General features: G+C 46.6%; 26 protein-coding genes and 1 pseudogene. 20 read left to right on the top strand and 7 right to left on the bottom strand.

All coding sequences use genetic code 11. The features are described 5' to 3' along the window. A pseudogene (locus tag QUA54_RS25710) lies at positions 1 to 492 on the top strand (ISKra4 family transposase); the annotation flags it as partial. 10 nt (positions 493 to 502) lie between these two features. On the opposite strand, the gene QUA54_RS25705 reads toward QUA54_RS25710, so the two are convergent. Both QUA54_RS25705 and QUA54_RS25700 read right to left on the bottom strand, forming a co-directional pair. Next, complete coding sequence (locus QUA54_RS25705) at positions 503 to 1,609, bottom strand: AAA family ATPase (protein WP_333416902.1); 1,107 nt, start codon at positions 1,607 to 1,609, stop codon at positions 503 to 505. Positions 1,610 to 1,763: 154 nt separating this feature from the next. Beyond that, positions 1,764 to 1,913 carry a hypothetical protein gene (locus QUA54_RS25700; RefSeq protein ID WP_333416900.1) on the bottom strand — a complete coding sequence of 50 codons (150 nt, stop codon included), beginning with the start codon at positions 1,911 to 1,913 and terminating at the stop codon, positions 1,764 to 1,766. 208 nt (positions 1,914 to 2,121) lie between these two features. Here QUA54_RS25700 and QUA54_RS25695 point away from each other — a divergent pair, with 208 nt between their 5' ends. Beyond that, on the top strand, positions 2,122 to 2,484 hold the full coding sequence (locus QUA54_RS25695) for a TRADD-N-associated membrane domain-containing protein (RefSeq protein WP_333416898.1): 363 nt from the start codon (positions 2,122 to 2,124) through the stop codon (positions 2,482 to 2,484). Positions 2,485 to 2,586: 102 nt separating this feature from the next. Here QUA54_RS25695 and QUA54_RS25690 read toward each other — a convergent pair whose 3' ends face one another. After that, entirely contained in the window at positions 2,587 to 3,549 is a 963-nt protein-coding gene (locus tag QUA54_RS25690) for a glycosyltransferase family 9 protein (RefSeq protein ID WP_333416906.1), read from the bottom strand. Positions 3,550 to 3,721: 172 nt separating this feature from the next. On the opposite strand from QUA54_RS25690, the gene ispD reads away from it, so the two are divergent. Further along, on the top strand, positions 3,722 to 4,405 hold the full coding sequence (gene ispD / locus QUA54_RS25685; protein WP_333416896.1) for a 2-C-methyl-D-erythritol 4-phosphate cytidylyltransferase: 684 nt from the start codon (positions 3,722 to 3,724) through the stop codon (positions 4,403 to 4,405). A 282-nt stretch (positions 4,406 to 4,687) separates the two neighbouring features. After that, complete coding sequence (locus tag QUA54_RS25680; protein WP_333416894.1) at positions 4,688 to 5,338, top strand: Uma2 family endonuclease; 651 nt, start codon at positions 4,688 to 4,690, stop codon at positions 5,336 to 5,338. A 75-nt stretch (positions 5,339 to 5,413) separates the two neighbouring features. Here the strand turns inward: QUA54_RS25680 and QUA54_RS25675 are convergent, their stop codons facing one another. Then, positions 5,414 to 6,151, bottom strand: coding sequence for an SDR family oxidoreductase (locus QUA54_RS25675; RefSeq protein ID WP_333189486.1), 738 nt, complete (start codon positions 6,149 to 6,151; stop codon positions 5,414 to 5,416). A gap of 33 nt (positions 6,152 to 6,184) precedes the next feature. Then, the gene (locus QUA54_RS25670) at positions 6,185 to 6,952 is read right to left on the bottom strand and encodes an SDR family oxidoreductase (protein WP_333416892.1); all 768 of its coding nucleotides are present in this window, start codon (positions 6,950 to 6,952) and stop codon (positions 6,185 to 6,187) included. A gap of 176 nt (positions 6,953 to 7,128) precedes the next feature. Between QUA54_RS25670 and QUA54_RS25665 the strand changes: the two genes are divergently transcribed. Both QUA54_RS25665 and QUA54_RS25660 read left to right on the top strand, forming a co-directional pair. Further along, the gene (locus QUA54_RS25665) at positions 7,129 to 8,064 is read left to right on the top strand and encodes an AraC family transcriptional regulator (protein ID WP_333416890.1); all 936 of its coding nucleotides are present in this window, start codon (positions 7,129 to 7,131) and stop codon (positions 8,062 to 8,064) included. 59 nt (positions 8,065 to 8,123) lie between these two features. After that, positions 8,124 to 8,453: a hypothetical protein gene (locus QUA54_RS25660; RefSeq protein WP_333028516.1), complete on the top strand. Its 330-nt coding sequence runs from the start codon at positions 8,124 to 8,126 to the stop codon at positions 8,451 to 8,453. A gap of 239 nt (positions 8,454 to 8,692) precedes the next feature. On the opposite strand, the gene QUA54_RS25655 is transcribed toward QUA54_RS25660, so the two are convergent. Beyond that, positions 8,693 to 9,625 (bottom strand): LysR family transcriptional regulator, encoded by a 933-nt coding sequence (locus QUA54_RS25655; RefSeq protein ID WP_333197640.1) that lies wholly within the window; start codon positions 9,623 to 9,625, stop codon positions 8,693 to 8,695. A gap of 261 nt (positions 9,626 to 9,886) precedes the next feature. Here QUA54_RS25655 and QUA54_RS25650 point away from each other — a divergent pair, with 261 nt between their 5' ends. The 6 genes from QUA54_RS25650 to QUA54_RS25625 all read left to right on the top strand — a co-directional run bounded on the left by QUA54_RS25650 (position 9,887) and on the right by QUA54_RS25625 (position 13,125). Further along, the gene (locus tag QUA54_RS25650; RefSeq protein WP_333302517.1) at positions 9,887 to 10,180 is read left to right on the top strand and encodes a hypothetical protein; all 294 of its coding nucleotides are present in this window, start codon (positions 9,887 to 9,889) and stop codon (positions 10,178 to 10,180) included. A 163-nt stretch (positions 10,181 to 10,343) separates the two neighbouring features. Next, positions 10,344 to 10,628, top strand: coding sequence for a hypothetical protein (locus tag QUA54_RS25645; RefSeq protein WP_333416888.1), 285 nt, complete (start codon positions 10,344 to 10,346; stop codon positions 10,626 to 10,628). An 81-nt stretch (positions 10,629 to 10,709) separates the two neighbouring features. After that, positions 10,710 to 11,774, top strand: coding sequence for a tetratricopeptide repeat protein (locus QUA54_RS25640; protein ID WP_333416887.1), 1,065 nt, complete (start codon positions 10,710 to 10,712; stop codon positions 11,772 to 11,774). Between the two features lie 175 nt (positions 11,775 to 11,949). After that, a complete protein-coding gene (locus tag QUA54_RS25635) occupies positions 11,950 to 12,225 on the top strand; it encodes a hypothetical protein (protein WP_333189477.1) in 276 nt (91 codons plus the stop codon). Then, the gene (locus QUA54_RS25630; protein WP_172185093.1) at positions 12,222 to 12,587 is read left to right on the top strand and encodes a clan AA aspartic protease; all 366 of its coding nucleotides are present in this window, start codon (positions 12,222 to 12,224) and stop codon (positions 12,585 to 12,587) included. Before QUA54_RS25635 ends, QUA54_RS25630 begins: the two co-directional genes overlap by 4 nt. Positions 12,588 to 12,615: 28 nt before the next feature. Then, on the top strand, positions 12,616 to 13,125 hold the full coding sequence (locus tag QUA54_RS25625; protein ID WP_333416885.1) for an N-acetyltransferase: 510 nt from the start codon (positions 12,616 to 12,618) through the stop codon (positions 13,123 to 13,125). Between the two features lie 140 nt (positions 13,126 to 13,265). Here the strand turns inward: QUA54_RS25625 and QUA54_RS25620 are convergent, their stop codons facing one another. Beyond that, positions 13,266 to 14,843 carry an adenylate/guanylate cyclase domain-containing protein gene (locus QUA54_RS25620; RefSeq protein WP_333416883.1) on the bottom strand — a complete coding sequence of 526 codons (1,578 nt, stop codon included), beginning with the start codon at positions 14,841 to 14,843 and terminating at the stop codon, positions 13,266 to 13,268. A gap of 88 nt (positions 14,844 to 14,931) precedes the next feature. Here QUA54_RS25620 and QUA54_RS25615 point away from each other — a divergent pair, with 88 nt between their 5' ends. From QUA54_RS25615 to petJ, 8 genes are all read left to right on the top strand, one after another. Further along, entirely contained in the window at positions 14,932 to 15,192 is a 261-nt protein-coding gene (locus tag QUA54_RS25615) for a hypothetical protein (protein WP_172185099.1), read from the top strand. A 234-nt stretch (positions 15,193 to 15,426) separates the two neighbouring features. Continuing rightward, positions 15,427 to 16,257 carry a prepilin peptidase gene (locus QUA54_RS25610; protein ID WP_333416881.1) on the top strand — a complete coding sequence of 277 codons (831 nt, stop codon included), beginning with the start codon at positions 15,427 to 15,429 and terminating at the stop codon, positions 16,255 to 16,257. 62 nt (positions 16,258 to 16,319) lie between these two features. Further along, positions 16,320 to 16,541 carry a hypothetical protein gene (locus QUA54_RS25605; RefSeq protein ID WP_172185103.1) on the top strand — a complete coding sequence of 74 codons (222 nt, stop codon included), beginning with the start codon at positions 16,320 to 16,322 and terminating at the stop codon, positions 16,539 to 16,541. 129 nt (positions 16,542 to 16,670) lie between these two features. Then, complete coding sequence (gene accD / locus QUA54_RS25600) at positions 16,671 to 17,621, top strand: acetyl-CoA carboxylase, carboxyltransferase subunit beta (RefSeq protein ID WP_333189473.1); 951 nt, start codon at positions 16,671 to 16,673, stop codon at positions 17,619 to 17,621. A gap of 381 nt (positions 17,622 to 18,002) precedes the next feature. After that, a complete protein-coding gene (locus QUA54_RS25595) occupies positions 18,003 to 18,194 on the top strand; it encodes a hypothetical protein (protein WP_006633443.1) in 192 nt (63 codons plus the stop codon). Between the two features lie 145 nt (positions 18,195 to 18,339). After that, a complete protein-coding gene (psbV, locus tag QUA54_RS25590) occupies positions 18,340 to 18,828 on the top strand; it encodes a photosystem II cytochrome c-550 (RefSeq protein ID WP_172185108.1) in 489 nt (162 codons plus the stop codon). A 249-nt stretch (positions 18,829 to 19,077) separates the two neighbouring features. Then, on the top strand, positions 19,078 to 19,578 hold the full coding sequence (psbV2, locus tag QUA54_RS25585; RefSeq protein ID WP_333416879.1) for a photosystem II cytochrome PsbV2: 501 nt from the start codon (positions 19,078 to 19,080) through the stop codon (positions 19,576 to 19,578). Positions 19,579 to 19,703: 125 nt separating this feature from the next. Then, the gene (petJ, locus tag QUA54_RS25580) at positions 19,704 to 20,042 is read left to right on the top strand and encodes a cytochrome c6 PetJ (protein ID WP_333189471.1); all 339 of its coding nucleotides are present in this window, start codon (positions 19,704 to 19,706) and stop codon (positions 20,040 to 20,042) included. Positions 20,043 to 20,174 lie beyond the last annotated feature (132 nt).

The following is a 20,174-nucleotide window of genomic DNA, read 5'->3' as shown; positions in this document are numbered from 1 at the left end:
AATTGGGCAAATAAACAACCGCTAGCAAAACCTATAACTTGCTTGGGCGATGGACATGATGGAGTGTGGAATATATTTAAGGAAATCAGTTGTGAACAGAACAGAAGAGAAATTCTCGATTGGTATCATCTAAATCAAAATCTTCAGAAAGTAGGTGGTTCAATGAAGAGACTTAAGCAAGCAGAAGCATATTTGTGGAAAGGGAACGTAGAGAGCGCGGCAGCTCTATTTAGAAAGCTCAAGAAAAAATCAGCAGTGAATTTTTGCAAATATCTAGAAAAGCACAAAAAAAGGATTATCAACTATGAAATTTTCTCTATTGATGGCATCTGTTCAATTGGTTCAGGAGCGGTAGAATCAGGGATTAAGCAAATAGCCAGACGAATTAAAATATCAGGAGCTAGTTGGAAATCAGAACATGTGGGGCAAGTATTAGCTCATCGTTGTGCTTACTTGAACGGGTTAATTGGAAATCAGGGGAAAACTTCATAAGTATAATTACTCACTGCAAAAGTGACATGCTCCCTGGCTGAGCTTCCATCCTCATCCGCACCCAATGGTTTTGATAATACTCTTGCAGCCCGTCTGGTAATTCCTTTAAACTGAGGTCGTTGTAATCGCCATTAGCAATTGCTGGCAAAACATACCGCAAATACATAAAATTGTTTTCGCTTTTGTCGGCCAATTGCTCGACAAAAGTTGTATCGGGAATGCTACGGGTTTGAATCCAGTTTCTCAGTTTCTCTTTATACTGAGAATCGGTATATAGCAGATACCGAATATACTCTTTGATATCATCCTGATTGAAATTAACATACTTTCTGTCTCTTAAATCTAATTCTTTTACCGGAACTCCCGGAGATAAAGACAGCCTCTTTTGACCGAGGTTATGCGGTCGCCTCGTCAGCAAGAAATAAACCCCATCTGGCAGAGTGGTCGGTAAATGTAAAAGATTTTCTCCCGCTTCTTGTTCGACTTCATCCAGTGCATCTACTGCTATTACCAAACGCTCGCCCAAAGGGAGTTTTCCCGCCACCTTTGCCAGTAAAGTTGGTAAATCGGCATTTTCTGAATTTGGCAATTGATAGCGGTCAATTAATTGCTGGCGAATGCTCTTCAAAAACAATTCTGGTCTGTTGCGGCGTTCGACAAGAATATTGAAATAGCAGGGAGATTTATGTTCAGAGACGTATTTGGCAACGATCGAACTTTTGCCCATTCCCGCATCCCCGATAATTGTAAAATAACCGTGAGGCTTTTCCTTGATAAAGTCCTGAAAAGCCTTAAAAACAAATCGTCGGCCGCAAAAGGTTTTAATTTTTTCTGCTATGAGTGATTCAAACTCTGGCGGCAGCTTATTTTCGGCATTCCAATCTTTTGGGTCAACAATATCTGTGGGTTCTATTCCTAATGCTTTAGCTATCTTGGTAACTTGCCGTCTTTGTACACCCTTACTACATTTTTTTGTATCGAGTAAGCGCTTAATTGTGTCCTGGGAAACATTAGCTTTTGCTGCGAGTGTTTCTATCGTCAGGCTAGCTTGTTGGTATGAGTCTCTGAGCTTAATTTGTCCAGTTGCACTCGATTGAACTATATCGGATGGGCGCATAGTAGGTTTTTAGGTGGGGTTATTAGTTTTTTAGTTAATTCGATAATTCGATAATCCGACAGTCCGACAGTCCGACAGTCCGACAGGGAATGAATTCCCTGTCTCATAGCGAAAGTCCTCTTAAGAGGACTGAAAATTAGTATTTTAGTCGGTTTTAACCGAGTTTTGCTATTAGCCAGGGAATGAATTCCCTGGCGGATTTCGGGAGAGTCCGACAGTCCGACAGGGAATGAATTCCCTGGCGGATTTCGGGGGAATGAAACAGCATGGTGGCTAGCGGGAGCGAGATTTCATGATTATTCATCCGTAACTCCGATCGCACTCACATTCTATATTTAAATATTTCTGTCTGTCTAGGGCAGATAGGTTGTAATCTCCTGCCCTATCTGCCCCAAAAATTAGGGCATATCGCAAATTAAAACTCGCCCTATCTGCCCTCGACTCTCGCTGTTTGCTTCGGTAGAGTAATTGTAGAAACAACAAATTATCACTATTTTGGAGAGAAAACAGTTATGAATTTTAACTTATTCGGCAACTCGCAGCCTGATGAAGATTATAGCGACATTGCAGAAGAAATACTGGGAGAATCGGTGCGACAAGCTCGCCAAAGCCACAATGTCGCCCTTACGGTCATCGGTACATCGGCAATTCTTGCTTTCGCAGGTGTGGGACTTGTTTATTCTAATAAAGTTCAGGAAGGTGCTATCACTACTACTGCGGGAGGAGTAACAACTGTTGCCGCCACTCGGTTTGCAAACCAAAAGAAGAAGGAATTACAGCAGATGATGGAGCTTGTTGAAAAACGAAGAGCGAAAGAGGAATTACGGAAAATGATTCCTCGTCCCCAGGCTCCGCTTCCTGTGAAGCCCCGATAAGCGAGGCAGAGCCTCTAGATATGGGTTCCCAGGCTTTGCCTGGAAAGCAGCTAAATTGTAGGGACACGGCACTGCCGTGTCCTGACTTAGATATCCTAGTTTTTAGCCGCCCCAAACCTTCTTTAAAACCTCTTGAGGAGAGATGTCTGCCATTTTGCCAGTAGGAGATTTAATGCCCAAAAATCGATCGCTCTTTGGCAACAATTTTGCAGGTTCAGTCGGGCCGAACAAAGCTATTGTATAAGTTTGAACCGCCACAGCTAAGTGCATCGGCGCACTGTCAGTACATATCATCAAATTAGCAGCAGCAATAGTCGCCGCCAACTTGCCGACATCATCCGGCGAGATAACTTTTACATTCGGACATAACTCGACTAACTTTGTCACGAAGTCTGCATCTTCGGGGCCTTTCACAACAACAACGGGCAAATTCGGCTGCCGCTGCTGACAATCTTCAATTATTTGCTTCCATTTGTCTGTAGGGTAAATTTTGTCAATACCTTTAGACACAGCTAATTGACTGGAACCGCCGTGAATTAGAATGTAACCGCTTTCTTTTACGCCCAACCGCTGCTGTTCGGCTTCCGCCCACTGAATGTCCTGTTTTGGTACATTAATTGCGATCGCCGGACAAGGATTTGTAATGTTAAATCCTTGCAGCAAATCGTGGTACATTGAAGCCGCGTACTGTTCAGTTTTCAGCGGTACGGCAGCGGTGAGAAATCGAGCGCCATTGGTTCCCGAATAGCCAACTCTCTGAGGAATGCCCGTCAGCCACAGCAGCAGCCCTACAGTCCACCGCTGGCCTAGGGAAATAACTGCTTCGTATTCGCGATCGCGAATTACGCCCAGTAAATTGCCCCAATCTGCCATAGCGTTGCGGTCTTTGAAATTGTACGTCAAGACTTCTTTGACCGACTTGCAGACTCGGTAAGCACTTTTTGCCCTCGGTTCGACAATGACATCAATTTGCGCGTCGGGATAAGACTGCTTGAGGTCATCAAGAGTGGGGAAAAATAAAATTTGGTCGCCAATCCCGCCAGGGACAAGTGCTAGTATTCGCATCATAAACGATCGGGCTATTATTGATCGAGGTAGCTCTCAGAGATCGGCTCTCAACTATCAGCTTATAGTATTTCTAGACTTTAAAAGCTACTGGCTGACAGCTAAACAACTGACTCAAAAGTACAGGACGCTCTTATTATATATATCTAGTTGGGTTAAAAACGGTTAGTAAATGCACTTATTGATTCCTGCCGCGGGTTCGGGGCGACGGATGGGGAGTCAGCGGAACAAACTGCTGCTGACTTTGCTGGGAAAACCTTTGCTGAGTTGGACTTTGGCTGCTGCTGAAGCTTCGCAGCACATTAGCTGGATTGGCATTATGGGTCAGCCAGACGATTTTCCTGATTTTAAAGCAATTCTGAGCGATTTATCTTTGGTTAAGCCCGTGGAACTGATTCAAGGAGGCGCCACCCGCCAAGAGTCAGTTTACAACGGTTTGCAGGCTTTGCCACCAAATGCCGATCGAGTCTTGATTCACGACGGCGCCCGATGTTTGGCTACTGCTGAATTGTTCGATCGATCAGCAGAGGCCCTCTTGAGCTGTCCGGGCTTGATTGTCGCCGTCCCGGTCAAGGATACGATTAAGGTTGTAGATGAGCGCCGGATCGTGCGAGAAACGCCGGAAAGGAGCAATTTATGGGCTGCCCAGACTCCCCAAGGATTTGAAGTGCAATTGTTAAAGCAGTGTCACGAAGAAGGGCGACAGAAAGGTTGGGAAGTTACAGACGATGCAGCTTTGTTTGAAAAATGCGGTTTGCCAGTACGAATTGTGGAGGGAGAAGAGACGAATTTGAAAGTCACAACCCCCGTTGATTTAGCACTAGCTGAATTTATTTTGCGGCAGAGAACAGAGTAGAGTAAATAGAATTTGTTGACTATTTTTAAGAACGGGCAAGATGCCCGTTCCACTATCCATAATTTTATTAATTGTGGAACAGGCATCTTGCCTGTTCCTTTTCACGGGCTCTGGGGCCGGTTCCACAATCCATAATTTTATTAATTGTGGAACAGGCAAGATGCCTGTTCCTTTTCACGGGCTCTGGAGCCGGTTCCACAATCAATAATTTGTTAGTTGTGGAACAGGCATCTTGCCTGTTCCTTATGTTATCTTAGAAATCTCATAGCTGGAAGTAAACATATGATTTCTGTTGCGCCGATCGCACCACCGTTACTCATAGGCGAAAAGCGAGTGGTGTTGAGAAATATTACTTGGCAAGGTTATCAACAACTGCTCAAGATTTTGGGCGATAAACGAGCGGCTACATTGATATTCGATCGAGGGACTTTAGAAATTACCAGCCCTTTAGAAGAACACGAATTTTCAGCACGCTTAATCGAACGACTGATTCAGATTTTGGTGGTAGAGCTAGGTTTGAAGATTAAAACAATGGGTTCGACAACCCTCGATCGATCGGACTTAGAGCGCGGCGCAGAACCAGATAATGCCTATTACATCCAAAATCAGCCCCTCGTCGCCGGTCGTACAGTAGATTTAGCAACAGATCCGCCACCCGATTTAGTCGTAGAAGTAGATATCACCCATACTGATATTGATAAGCCAGCTCTCTATGCCAGTATGGGAGTACCGGAGTTTTGGCGGTACAATGGTAGAGAATGGCGAATTTATAAGCTAGAGAACGATGAGTATTTGGAAGTATCGGTCAGCCCCACTTTTCCGATACTTCCGAAGTCCAAGCTCTACGAATTTTTGGCAGCAGCGCAGCTAGATGAGGTAGAAGCAGAGGTGAATTTACGCAACTGGGTGAGAGAGATGGCGCAATCTAACTAGCGAATTGGGCATTGGCGGTCGCCAGATTACGAGCTTCATCACACCGTAAGTTCAAGAGAGAAGTTTCCTGTTTCGTTAGTAAGGGCTTGCTGTTGGTCGGACAATAATTTCGCTAACATCAACATCGTCAGGTTGTTCGATCGCAAATACAATCGATCGCGCGATCGCAGCCGCAGGAATAGCTATTTTGCGGAATTCTTGCATTCCCAATATTGCAGTTTCATCAGTAATGCTCTCGGCTAACTCAGACTCCGTTACTCCAGGAGAAATCACCGTCACCCGAATGTCGCCCCCAACTTCTTGTCTCAAGCCTTCTGAGATTGCTCTAACGGCGAATTTAGTAGCACAGTAAACAGCAGCAGTAGGAGAAACCGCGTGTCCGCCGATCGAGGAAATATTAATAATCTGACCAGATTTTTGTGCTTTCATGACAGGAAGTGCCGCCGCGATGCCGTACAAAACACCTTTGATATTGACATCAATCATGCGATCCCATTCCTCAACTTTCAGTTGTTCGAGTGCAGATAGGGGCATGATGCCAGCATTGTTAATCAGGACATCTACGCGATCGAACTTGCTTTGGGCAAATTGAACGAGATCCTCCATTTGACTGCGTTGCGTCACATCTAGAGCCTGGTATTCGACTGTTCCACCCTCCGCACGAATGTCCTTGGCGATCGCTTCTAGGCGATCGGTGCGACGTGCGCCTAAAACAACTTTTGCACCTTTTTTGGACAGCAACTTAGCGGTGGCTTCACCGATTCCGCTACTGGCTCCAGTGATCAGAACAACTTTATTTTCTACGTTCAACATGGTTATTTTTCCTGTTATTGAGGTTGATTTGAATTAAATAAACTGACCGCCAGAGACTTCGATTCTCTGTGCATTCACCCATCTGTTGTCTTCGGATAGCAAAGCCGCGATCGCACCGCCGATATCATCAGGAAGACCGACGCGGCCCAAGGCAGTTTGCGAAGCGATAAAGCTGTTAATCTCAGGATTGTCACGCACCGCACCGCCATTGAAATCCGTTTCAATTGCGCCTGGGGCTATCACATTCACAGCAATCTGTCTGTGTCCCAGTTCTTTCGCCATGTATCGGGTCAAAACTTCGATCGCTCCCTTCATGCTTGCGTAAGCTGCATAGCCAGGTAAAGCAAAACGGGCAAGCCCAGAGGAAATATTGACTATCCGTCCTCCATCATTGATTAAAGGAAGAAGTTTCTGCGTGAGGAAAAAAACGCCCTTCAGATGAATATTCATCAAGCGATCGAAATCATCTTCCGTCGTATCAGCAAAAGACGCATAAACACCAACACCAGCATTATTGACGAGGAAATCAAAATGCTCTGTCTGCCATTTGTCTTGAAGTGACTGCTTGACTTGTTCCGCGAAACCGTCAAAGGTTTTAATGTTTGAAGTATCCAGTTGCAGCGCAACGGCTTGAGATCCGATATCGGCGATCGCAGATACGACATTTTGGGCATCCTCATCGCTGTTGTGATATGTCACGATGACATCGACTCCTTTTTTGGCAAGGGTCAAAGCCGTATTTTTGCCAAGTCCTCGGCTCCCCCCTGTTACCAATGCGATTTTTGTCTTGTTTTGGGTCATTGCCTTATCCTTTTACTGTTTCATTCAGATGTGTTCATCATATGAGTAAAAGCAAGGGTTTTGAATACACAGACCTCGCAATTTATTGCCTAATCCTCCAAAGCCCTATTTCAGGAATGGCTCAAGATGCTCTATGATGAGCAAAAGGAAATGGTTAAATCAATCAAAAAATTAGCATGACGATTGAAATGCTCAACCAAGTAATAAACCAAGATGCGATCGCAAATCAGTGTCAAGAACTGGCGGGATTGCTAACTCGGCACACCGACGGCAAAGGGAACGGTTTTCATAAAACAGCTATAGATAAGCTGGAATTTACGCGAGAATCTGCTGTTCCCGCCGCACTGTACGGTGTCTATCAACCTATTTTCTGCATCGTCGTTCAGGGCAAAAAAGAAGCGTTGCTGGGTGATGAAACTTATCGTTATGGTGAGGCTCAATGTCTTGCGATCTCAGTTGATTTACCTCTGAGTGGATTTGTTGTAGAGGCCACTCCAGACAAGCCGTATTTAGGATTCAAGCTGAATTTAGACCCACGCCAACTCTGCGATATTATCACTGCCCAAACCAAGCCAAGCGCGAGCAAGAAAGAAAACTCTGTCAGAGGCTTATTCGTCAGCAATGCCGATGCGCCGTTGCTCGATTGCGCCCTCAGATTGACACGACTTTTGGATACGCCGCAGGATATCCCGATGCTGGCACCGATGATTATCCGCGAAATCTATTATCGTCTTTTAATGGGTGAACAAGGCGAAGCTGTCCGCCAAATCGCCACATCTGGCAGCAATATGCAGCGCATCGCCGAGGTACTCAAACTGATTAAAACTGATTTTGCAAAACCGATGCGGGTTGAGGATTTGGCAGGACAAGCCAATATGTCTCCTTCATCTTTCCATCACCATTTCAAGGAAGTTACATCGATGAGTCCACTTCAATATCAAAAGCAATTAAGACTATTAGAAGCACGTCGCCTGATGCTTGCCGAAAACTCCGATGCGGCAAATGCTGCCTATCAGGTGGGTTATGAAAGCCCCTCACAGTTCAGCCGCGAATATTCTCGTATGTTTGGTGCGCCGCCGATCCGGGATATTGAGCGTTTGCGTACTGCTTGAGCGTAACTGTTTCGACTATATTGGTTTTGTTCCGTTAATACAAGTGGAGGATGAGAGAAATGCAATATAGCGGTAAATGGCGGATCGCGGAGATGGCAATGTGGGATAGTGATTACTTGGACATGGAAGTTGAAGCCTATATCGAGATCGATCAAACAGGTTCAGGAGAATTTCAATTCGGTTTAGTATCAGGTCAAATTGACGGCGAAGTCGTAAAAGATGGAAAGGATCAGCGATTTGAATTTACATGGGACGGTAATGATGAAAACGATCCTGCATCTGGTAGCGGTTGGCTCAAATTAAAGGATAAAAACTCGGTAGACGGTCGAATCAAATTCCACCAAGGGGACAGTTCTAGTCTTGTGGCTAAGCGCATTAGCACTAAATAAGCGATCGCACTATTGGTTATGCGATTTTTTTTGATCGCAGAGGAGCGCAGATAAAATCCCATCCGCGTTCATCTGTGTTCCGAAGCTGATACAGCCTATTTCAGGTTTATGAAGTGTAGGGACACGGCTTGGCCGTGTCCCTACAATTAATCGCGGTAGGGACACGGCCAAGCCGTGTCCTCTATATGATTCCGCTGCAACCGGAAACGATATAACCAATAACAACTGACTTAGGTTTCTCATGAAGGATTAATCGCAAACTCGCCCTCACTATCAACCTGTGCCGCACTTGTAACTACATCCAAAAACGCAAAAACGGCCGGAACTAACAGCGCATCCCTCAAAACAGCCACCCCAATTACCCTCTCAAAATCCGCCGGCAAACTGCAAACTTTCACCGAAGCAGGTATCGGTTCTGCGGCCAAACGGGGCAGAATTGCTGTACCCAAACCTTGCATCACCATGCTGACAATAGTTGAATCTTCGCTGAGTTCGTAACCGATATTTAAGGGAAACCCCGAAGTTGTCAAATATTTGCGAAGCGGTATCGAACAAGGATTTTCTGCGGGCTGCAAAATCAGGGGATAGTTCGCTAATTCTTCCCAGGTAATCTTAGCACTTTTACATTGTCCGTTCGGCGGCAGCAACACAACATATTTATCCCGCAAAATTTCTCTAGTTTCAAATTCATCAGAGATGGGAAGAGAGACAAAGCCGATGTCTGCTTTGCCCGATCGCAAAGCTTCTTCCACAGCTTGAGTATAATAAACTTCGGTAATGATGACCGCAATTTTGGGAAAGCAACTGCGAAATTTAGCAATAATACCCGGTAGGATATGAGTTGCGACACTCCGAAAAGTAACTATCCGTACCTGGCCTCCCTGCAAACCTTTTTCTAAATCCGCTTCTTTGACCATCATTTCTAAGGCGCAGGCTATTTGACGCCCGTGAAGCAGCACCCTTTCCCCCACCGGCGTCAGTTGAGCACCGTGTCGCCCCCGATGGAACAGTTGCACTCCCAATTCTGTTTCTAAAGAGGCGATGGCGTGGCTGACTGCGGATTGGGACAGTTCCAATTGCAAAGCCGCCTCGCTAAAGTTTTCACAGTCTGCTACTGCTAGCAAAGCCTGAATTTGAGAGAATTTCATCCGCCGCGTATTGATTTCGTTCATAGCGTTTGTGCCAGTAGTACCCAAATTGTCACAAGGGCTTCGATCTATCGATTTTATTCATACAACCTATGCAAGCAATGCTTTGATTGTCAATGGTCGCAGAGTTAAAGTTAATTTATCAGGCAACAGATAGACTTCAACCAAACTTGCACGACAACAATATTGTGCTGTATTTGCGATGAAAACATGGCATTTTTCAGCTATTATTGGTAATTTTAATGGTGCAATTTTTGGAGTATTTATAACTAAAAGGTGTTGGCTATGTCTACTTGCAAAAATCAGATCGATACCCCAAAAATGAAAGCTTTTTCGATTGCCGATCGAGCAAAACCTTCCGAAAAACAGAAAGGGCAATCATTCTTTTGGGTTATGAATCAAATTTGGCAGTTTTTCATAGTCGCCACTGCTGGCCCAGACGAGCTAAGAATTTGGCAAACCTCAGATAATGATGGTAACACTTGGTGGCACGGTTGCGATCGAGCTACAGGTCGCTCTACTTGTGTGGCAACTGAGGATGAAATGCGCGCTTGGCTCGATCGGCGTTACTGCCAATAGTCGATTGTCGGTTGTATGGAACCGGGTTTATTTAGGTTGTTTGCCGTCATCAAAGAAATTGGTGAATCCGCCGCTACAAAATTTGGCAAATGCAAAGATTTCAGTGATGAGGCAATAATGGTGAATTTTTGATTTTTGATGATTTAATTTCAAAGGAGATACTATGCTTCAAAGAATTTCCGAGTTAGCAGCGCCCGTTAGCGGAGCCCTCGAAGAGGATCGCATTATTCTAATGGAAAACGAGGTATACAGATTGCCTCAAAATCATCGAGAACTTCAAGTTTTGTCAGGAACTGCTTGGATCACGCTTGACCAACAGGACATCATCTTGCAAAGCCAGGAAAAAGCATCGCTTCCACCTAGCAAAAACTTTGCTGTCATATCCGCTCTCAACAATATGCCGCTGATTCTGACAGTCTGGCAAGACAAAAACCCAGTCAGAACCTAGGGATTGAGAAAAAATTCGGCAGGAGCACCCCAAAAAGCTCTATCTTAATAGTTATCACTTGGCTATTGGAGGACTCGATCGGTGCACTGCCGCTCTTACCACTTCAGCTATCTCGCAGCTATAAGTATTGTTTTATGGCCGGCACTCAGCTTGCTGGCAATTTCAGACGCTCGGGCTTATGCCCCAATTATAAATGCGAGGCGCGCCCAAGCGAGCGATTACGCCCAAGCAACAGACCCTAAAACGCAAGCAGACAAACTCTTTGAAACAGGAGTAAAACAGTACCGCGAGGGTTTGTTTCGAGAAGCAATTCAGACTTTTGAGCAAGTTTTGGCAATTCGCAAGCAACTAGGCGACAAACCGGGAACCGGAGAAACCCTCAATAATATGGGGGAAGTTTATGCCGAAATGGGTTCGCAGCCCAAAGCTTTGGAAGTTTTGCGGCAAGCTTTAGTCATTCACCGAGAAATTGGCGAAGGGCTTCGTATCGCGCGGACTCTAAATCTCATAGGTTTCGTCAACCGGGTTGCGGACAATTTTTCCGAAGCGATGAAACTGCACCAAGAAGCTTTGGAACTTGCCAAAACTGCCAACGATCAAATTGGAATTGGAGAATCCCTCCACAACATCGCGGCCGTGTACGCAGAACAGGCAGATTACGCCAAGGCGATCGAATTTTACCAACAAGCCCGCACGATTCGCACGACCTCCGGCGATCGCCGCGATTTAGGCCGTACCCTCAATAACATGGGCGGCGTCTATTACAACATCGGCGACTTTAATAGAGCGATGGAATTTTACCACCAAGCTTTAGCAATTCGCCGGGAAATCGGAGATAGGGCTGGCGTCGGCCGCCTCCTCAACAACATGGCACTTACCTCTCGCAAACTCGGCAAAGATACTCAAGCGCTGATCTATTTTCAGCAAGCGATACCAATGTTAGAAGCAATCGGCGACAAGACAAGTATGGGACGCTTGCTCAACAATATGGGCGCGATTTATGAGAGTCTCGCTCAATATGACAAAGCTCTCGAATCCTACGAGCGAGCTTTGAAACTTGCTCGCGAGGGCGGTGACAAAGCCGGAGAAACTACAGCGATGGAGGGTATTAAGCGATTGTCTTCCAGTCAGCTTGTGCCGCAATAATGACAGTTAAGCGGTTCGGCTTCTCGGGTGAAGATTGGAAGAGATAGACTTTGGCGATTGGGCAGTAATCTGTCGGTTGTTGCATCATGTGTTGCCAAAAATACATGGCTCAAAAAGAGGAAAAAGGCTTGAGGGGCGCTATAATTTGATTACTATCGCGATCGAAAGGTGGAATATGCAAAGCTCCATTCTCCTGAGCAGCGAAGAAGTTGCAAGGCGTGCCGAGAAGCTCTACGATGAGAAAATCCGTCAAGAAGTAGAGCGAGAAGAGAATATCGGCAAAATGGTTATTATTGATATCGAAACAGGCGATTACGCAGTAGACAAAATGGGTTTAGAATCAGCACGGCAGTTGCGGAAAAAGAATCCGAACGGTCGGTTATTTGGGATTCGGATTGGGTACAAGGTGGCGGCTGCAATTGGTGGAGTGATGGAGCGGGTTTCAAAGTGATTTCCGGAATCGTAACGGATAGGCACGCGACGGTTTCTGTAGTATTTCGTCTGCCCGATCGACCCGACATTACAATTGAATTTGTGATAGACACAGGATTTACCGACTTTCTCTGCTTACCTCTGGAAGTTGTATCCATCTTGGGGTTGCCTTTTGAGTACAATATGCGTGCGAATCTGGCTGACAATAGCAATGTAGTGCTTCCGGTACATACCGCTACGATTCTTTGGAATGCAGAGGAGAGAGATGTTCGCGTACTTGCAACAGGAGCAAGACCGCTACTTGGAACTGCTTTGCTGGATGGATATGAACTGGTTGTACAGTTTACAGAAGGTGGACTGGTTACTATTGAAGAGTTGTAAGTTTTTACTAATTTAATAAATTTAAACTATGGATATCCGTACCGAAAAGCCAGAAGATATAGAGGCCGTTCGCCAAGTTAATATTGGGGCATTCGAGCGAGAAAATGAGGCCAACTTAGTCGATCGATTGCGGGGAATAGCAGCTACATTTTCATTCGTTGCCGTGAAATCCGATCGCATTGTCGGACACATTTTCTTCAGTCCGGTTGTCGTCGAAGGAAAATGTTCTAGCAATTTGTCGATTCTGGGGTTGGCACCAGTCGCAGTTCTTCCCGAATACCAGCGCCAAGGTATAGGAACGCTGCTGATCCAGCAGGGTTTAGAAGAGTGCAGGCGATCGGGATTTCAGGCAGTGGTTGTGCTGGGCGATCCAGATTTCTATTCGCGTTTTGGGTTCGTTCCTGCTAGTAGCAAGAGCTTGAAATGTGAATATGATGTGCCCGATGAGGCTTTTATGGTTTTGGAGTTAGAAAGTGGAGCTTTGCAGGATTGCAGCGGAACGGTGAAGTATCGATCGGAGTTTAGTCTATGCGAGTGACGAAGCGGCGGTTTTTATGATGATGTATCGTACAATTAACATTACACAATTGACATTTAGAAGTCAGAGTGGAAAGCGGTTGTGCTGTACTTGCCTTTGTGAAGCATAAAACTTGCACAACTATTGCCCAGCAAACTTATTTAAACGCCCCCTTTTCCCCTCTCCACCTTTACACCCTGCAATCCAAAAATCGGAGTTTGAGCAGATTTCCCCTTCAGAGAAACAGTTCCCAAAGCCTCGCAAATAAAGTTTAGCTCGATCGACTCACACACCCTTTCAGCAATTAAAATTTGGTTTTCCCCCGCCTTGCTCATCAACCGAGCCGCCGTATTCACCGTATCGCCGAGGATATTAAACTCCCTGCGCCCTCGGGGTTCCCCAACCTCAGCAGCAAACACCGGCCCCAGGGATAGCCCAATTTGACAGCTTACTTTTATTTCTTGACCCCCGATAATTACCGGAGGCAAAGCTGCAATCATATCTCGGATTGCAATCGCCGCACTAGCGGCGCGGCTGGTGTCATCCGTGTGAGCGTCGGGCACGCCAAAATAAATCAGCATATCCGAACCCTCTAAGTGCGCCGTTACTTTTTGCAACACGCCCCCTTTAGCTGACACTACAGCATCAATCGACGCAAACACCCGAGAAAAACTTACTACCAGATTGACTTCTTCCTCCGGCGAAGCTTTGTCCACAGACTCCGGTAAACCAATCAAGTTGACAAACATCACCGTCGGTTCAGGAAAATCCGGCGGGATTTTCCGCCTGTCAGCATTTTCCACCAGCAGCCTCAGAATGGCTTTGGGAATATAACTAGCAAGGGGTTCAAGCCGCTTGACAGATTCCCCGATTTCTTTTACCAAGCCCGAAACGCTGCGATCGAGCAATACCGAACTCGGCATCCGCCGCCGAGTCAAAGTGATATCATACTCTCCGAGTCGATCGTCCGTTAAATCGTCCGCCACCAAAAAATAACCCGGTTTCCCGGGTTCAAAACGAAATTCCTCTCCCAAAGACTCTTTAGCAGTTTCAGTCAAACACACCCGCCCCACAGTCCCAGAACCCTCAGCTTGCTTGGCTTGCTGGACTGAATGCCCCAGCAGTACGTAAGCCATCCGCTGCGGGGTACCAATGTCAGCACTAATGTAGCGGCCGCAGTGGATGCCCACCCGCATCTTCAAAGACAAAACACCCCGCGCCGTTTCAATATTGGCAAATTCAGCCATAGCCCGCTGCATCCGCAAACCGGCCCGCACCGCCCTCGCTGTATCCTCTTGGTGAATTCCTGACAGAAACTGCACCAGCATCGCATCTCCGGTAAACTCCAGCAAGTCCCCGCCCGATTTGCTGACAATTTCAATCATCGAGGCAAAATAGTCGTTAATCACCCCCAGCAGCGTTTCAGCTCCCTTGCGCCCCTCGGCCGCATTCGCTTCCAACAGCGACGTAAACCCGGCCAAATCCGTGAACAACAAGGTGCCTGTTTGCCACTGGTAGCGTACCTCGCCCGGGTTGGGCGGAGATTCGGACACGGGTCTGGGTACGTAGTCGTGGAGGATGTAGCGGAGAGTGCGCAGGTGATCGAAAACCGCCATTAGCGTTGCGGGGGACGGATCTACCCACGCAGCAGCGTACAGTTGGGCGGAAAGGAGCGATCGCAGCCGCAGTTCGATCGCAGCTAAGGGAGGATTGTAGGTTAATCTATTAATAATTTCCACCTAGTCTATTCTTAAAAAATAAGGTAAGTTCGATCGCTCTAGAGGCAACACAAATAGCTCGACTTAATACCATTATGATAAGTTTCCAGTGAACCCATACCAACCTAACCCAGAACCCACGATAGAAACTTCCGAAAGTCACAGTTTGCTAGCTCCCGATTTGATCAAAGCTGCTCGATCGGCCTATGGTATGTATTTAAAAGTGCATTCCGACCAGATGCAGCGTCCGGCCGGTGTAGTTGTCAGTCAAGGCAGCGATCGAGGTCAGCTAATTTTTGCTTCGCAGCCCGTTTTGTTGCCCGGTGAACGTTTTGTTACTTTTGACGAAATAGAATCTCAAATGTATTAATGGGTAATTGGTAATTGGTCATTAATCATTGGTAACTAATATTATGTCCGCTCAAACGCTCGCAATAAAATAGGTTTCTAGTGCAGGCCTAAGTTTTCAGGATTTTATGAAAACTTGCATTCTTGACTATTAACACCTTTTATGATGGGTAATTGACCGGACACGATCTAAAAACTAACAACTAACAAGTGACACATAATCACAGTCAACAATGAACAGTCAACAGACAACTTAATGGAAATAATCTTTAATTGCCTTGTCACGGCGATCGTCTTTATTGTCGGATCTGCTATTGGCAGCTTTCTAAATGTGGTAGTCTATCGGTTGCCTGCGGGTTTGTCGGTGATACACCCTCCTTCTCGCTGTCCCAAATGTTTAAATCAACTCAGAAGTTACGAAAATATACCCGTTTTCGGTTGGCTGTGGCTGCGGGGACGCTGCAATCACTGCCGCAGTCGCATTTCTGCCCGTTATCCGCTGGTGGAAGCAGCTACGGGTTTGCTGTTTTTGCTCATCTTTTGGCGGTTTGGCGTAACAGTGCAAACTCTGGGTTTTTGGGCTTTGTTTAGCTGGCTGTTGGCTTTGTCTTTGATTGATTGCGATACAATGACTTTGCCTAATTCTTTAACTCGATCGGGTTTGGTGCTGGGATTGGTTTTCCAGGTGGCGAAAGGTTGGTGGCCGACATTTAGTCCGATCGACTCGGTACACTATCTGGTACTCGACGGGCTCGCGGGAGCAGTTGTGGGGTTGTGGCTGTTTGACGCGATCGGACTCGCCGGGACGATCGGCCTGGGGCAGAATGCTATGGGCGCTGGAGATACCAAATTGGCAGCCTTGATGGGAGCTTGGCTGGGCTGGAAATACTTGCTGCTAGCGGGATTCATCGCCTGTGTAGCCGGGGCTTTTGTCGGTGGCGGGGCGATCGCTCTGGGGTTGCTCGATCGGCGTCAACCCATGCCTTTCGGCCCGTTTCTGGCTCTCGGTGCAGCAATTACTGCTCTGTGGGGCGAAGCCATCTTATCTACTTACTTGCAGTTGTTTTTCCCTAATTTTAGTTTCTGATCGGCCGGTAGTCTAGCGATCGAACTTAATAATATCGGTTCATAAATTGGTAAAATTGTCCCGTGTCTTGGATTACACTTAAAACCACTAGCTTTCGCTGGGAAGCGGAATTAATGCAGCAGCTCCTGGCTGCTCATCAAATCCCCGCCCGGATTGTAGACTTGGGCATAGCATCTTATTTGGGTGCTGGAAGTGCTACAGCCCTGCAAGTTCTTCCAGAACACCAGCGAACAGCATCGCTCCTCATCAGTCCAGTTGAAGATGAGCCAGAATCTGGTGATTAGTCATTAGTCATTAGTCATTAGTCATTAGTCACTAAACAACTAGCAATTGACAACTAGCAACTGACAACTAACAATTACTAATTACCAATTCCCAATTACCAATTACCAATTACCAATTACCAAGTTTTAATGTCTCTATTTGATTGGTTTGCAAATCGACGAAAATCAGTACCGAACTCCCAAGAACGGCCGGAACGAGAAATTGCGGACGGACTTTGGAATAAATGCGAAGCTTGCGATGCCCTGAGTTATACCAAAGACCTGCGAGCAAATCAAATGGTTTGCTTGGAATGCGGGCATCATATCAGAGTTTACAGTGACGATCGCATCGAGCAGTTGATCGATCCCAATACCTGGATGCCCATTAACGAAGGACTGCACGCCACAGATCCCCTAAAATTTCGCGATCGAAAAAAATATAGCGATCGACTGCGAGAATTTCAAGAAAAAACAGGCCACCTAGACGCCGTAGAAACAGGCATCGGCAAACTCGAAAATTTGCCAGTCGCCCTCGGAGTCATGGAATTTCAGTTCATCGGCGGCAGCATGGGCTCAGTAGTCGGAGAAAAACTGACTCGCCTCATCGAACACGCCACGCGGGAACGCTTGTCCGTACTCATTGTCTGCGCTTCTGGCGGTGCGAGAATGCAAGAAGGAATGCTCAGCTTGATGCAAATGGCTAAAATTTCCGGGGCTCTGGAACGCCACCGGGAAGCGAGACTGCTTTACATCCCGATTTTGACCCACCCGACCACCGGCGGCGTCACCGCCAGTTTTGCCATGCTGGGAGACATTATAATTGCAGAGCCAAAAGCTACTGTAGCCTTTACGGGCGGCCGGGTAATCGAGCAAACTCTGCGCGAAAAGCTGCCGGAAAATTATCAAACTTCCGAATACTCCTTCGCCCACGGTTTTGTAGACTTGATCGTACCCCGGACTCAATTAAAGAAAACTCTCGGTCAGCTTATCAGCCTCCACCAGCCCCAGCCGTTCTTGGCAGGCTCGGAATTGTCAGCCCTCAATGGCAGCGACGGCCACGCTGTGCCCCCGCAGACTCACGCTTTCAAGCTTTCTCCCTAAGCAGCAACGCCGGATGATTGTCTGTTGGTAAGTCCGGGGGAGAGACGAAAAATCTCTGAGCAATTGCTCAAAACCCGGTTTCTCGCAAAAATATTGAGTTTGGTAGCGAGACGTTCACGCAGACACTAGGTTTTGAGTCCCGCGCGCGCAAGTCCTATTGGTAATAACGACGCAGCAGTGGGATGATATTGATCGGAAGTTGATTGGCCCTGAAGTTGGGCTGGGCAAAAATGCCTAGTCGCAGTTAGCGGTTAGTTAGCTGGCGATCGAACAAGATCTCAGAACAAACTAACAGAACAAGCTAACAGCCCTTTCTGAAATTGTCCGGCTTTCAGTTAATAGCCGTCAACTCAATTTTGACCTGTCAGCGACCTAAAAATTATGGGTTTTGCAGACCTGTCCATCGCAGAAATAGCAGAGGACTTCAACGTCCCTGTTGAAGACGTGATCCGCTTGTGTGACGAGTTGGAAATTGCCTACAAGCACCCTCAAACCCGTTTGGCTTTGGAGGATGTTAAGGCAATTATGTCTACTCTCGAAAAAAGGCGCGACTCCAAACTTCTTGCAGATTAGATCGCAAAATTCCTCTACCTTTAAAGGTATGGCTGCACTAACTTTCGCCAGTTGTTGCAGAAAGAGGGAATTTTGAACAGAAATCTGTTTGCCAGCTATGCTCTCTTAGCGTTCAATAATTTGCCGGATTTTTTTAAGGAGAACCATGCTTAAAAGATACTTAATTGCTCTGACCGCTGTATTCTTGACATTTCAGTTATTTGTCAGCAGTGCGATGGCTGTCGAACTGAGTCCTGAACTTCGCACTGTGACTTTGAATGACAAGGGTGCTCCGGTAGTGCTGAGCCTCAAACAAGTTCAGCAAGGCAAACGCCTGTTCAATTCGGCTTGCGCTCAATGTCACGCTGCGGGCATGACAAAAACTGACCCCAACTTGAATTTGAGCCCGGAAACTCTGGCTTTGGCCAACCCGCCCCGGAATAATATTGAGTCGCTGGTGGACTTTATGAAAAATCCCACCACTTATGACGGGTTTGAGGAAATTTCGGAAGTGCATCCGAGTATGAAGAGCGCGGATATTTTCGCTGAGATGAGAAATCTCTCGGATGACGATTTGTACGCGATTGCCGGTCACATTCTGTTGCAGCCGAAAATTGTTGCCAAGCAGTGGGCTGGTGGCAAAGGCGCTCGCTAATCGATTTTAGATTTTAGATTTTGGATTTTGGATTTGGGATGCGGCTGGGGTTTGGCAAGGATTGCTGGCTGGCTGTTTTTCTATCTAAAATCTGAAATCTAAAATTTACCCCCTGCTCATTGATTCTCGCCAGTCGAACCCGCCGACTTAAGCTTGTGGACTGGTTGAGGGCGACGAAAGCCAGAGTGAAACAAGAAAATTCGATTTTGTGAGCAAATGTTAGTGAATTATTGACAGTTCTACGCCCTTATGCTGCATCGTGGTGTTTTTGTCTGCTTTCTGTTGGGGATGTTAATTATTTTGCCGCTCGTGCTGTTGGCTCCTCAACCTGTTTTGGCTGCTGGCGATTCTTACGTGAATAGGTATTTAGAAGCCAGCGAACCTGTGCCTTTGGAGTTGGACTCTCAGGGGAATACTCGGTTGTTTTCGGCTCAGGATTTGTCTGCGGGCAAGGTGTTGTTCGAGCAAAGTTGCATGAATTGTCACGTCGGAGGAGCTAATTTGCCAGATCCCACGATATCTCTGTCTTTGGCTGACCTGAAGGGGGCGACCCCTCCCCGCAACAACATCAATAGTTTGGTGGCGTTTCTGAGAGAACCGATGACTTATGACGGTACTGAGGAGAGTTTTTGGTGCCGCCAAGTCCCGGAAAGCTGGATGCCGCAGGCAGAAATCGAAAATTTGGCGGCTTTTGTGATCCGGGCCGCTCAGAAAGCTCCGGCCTGGGGCGTGGAGAATTTTGAGAGTTGAACTACCGCTGCAAAAAAGTGGTAAATTACTCGGGAGAACGCGATGCGACTGCGCGATCGCGCCTGTTTTAACAGGTAAAATATCTAAAGAATCACCCTTTCCGTGTCCATTAGAGGAGAACTGCGTTGAAAAGACTCTTATCGATCGCCCTGTTAGCGTTCGCAATTTTTACCGTCGGCTTTGGCCGCCCTGCTTTGGCAGGAGATGCTGCTAAAGGAGCTAAAATCTTTAGCTCGAACTGTGCTGCTTGTCACATCGGTGGCGGCAACGTGGTTATGGCCCAGAAAACCTTGAAATCGGCTGCTCTTGAGAAGTACGGTATGAATTCTCTCGAAGCTATTACCACTCAGGTAACTAAGGGCAAAAATGCTATGCCTGCTTTCGGCGCCAAGTTGAAGCCCGAACAAATTGAGGATGTAGCAACCTACGTGCTCGAACAATCTCAGAAAGACTGGAAAGGCTAAACTGCCTCTTTGAAGTCAAACAAGCTGGGCGGGCTTGATTTAATTTAAAACTTGTCCTCCCGATCGCACCCTCTCTCTCTCTTTGGCGAATAAATGTCGGTTTGCAGCGATCTTAACCTGTTTGGGAAATAT

It is taken from the genome of Microcoleus sp. MOSTC5, assembly GCF_036701825.1.
In the GTDB taxonomy this organism is placed as follows: domain Bacteria; phylum Cyanobacteriota; class Cyanobacteriia; order Cyanobacteriales; family Microcoleaceae; genus Microcoleus; species Microcoleus asticus.
The sequence above is the reverse complement of the archived record's forward strand: the minus strand, read 5'-3'. Positions and strand labels throughout refer to the sequence as shown.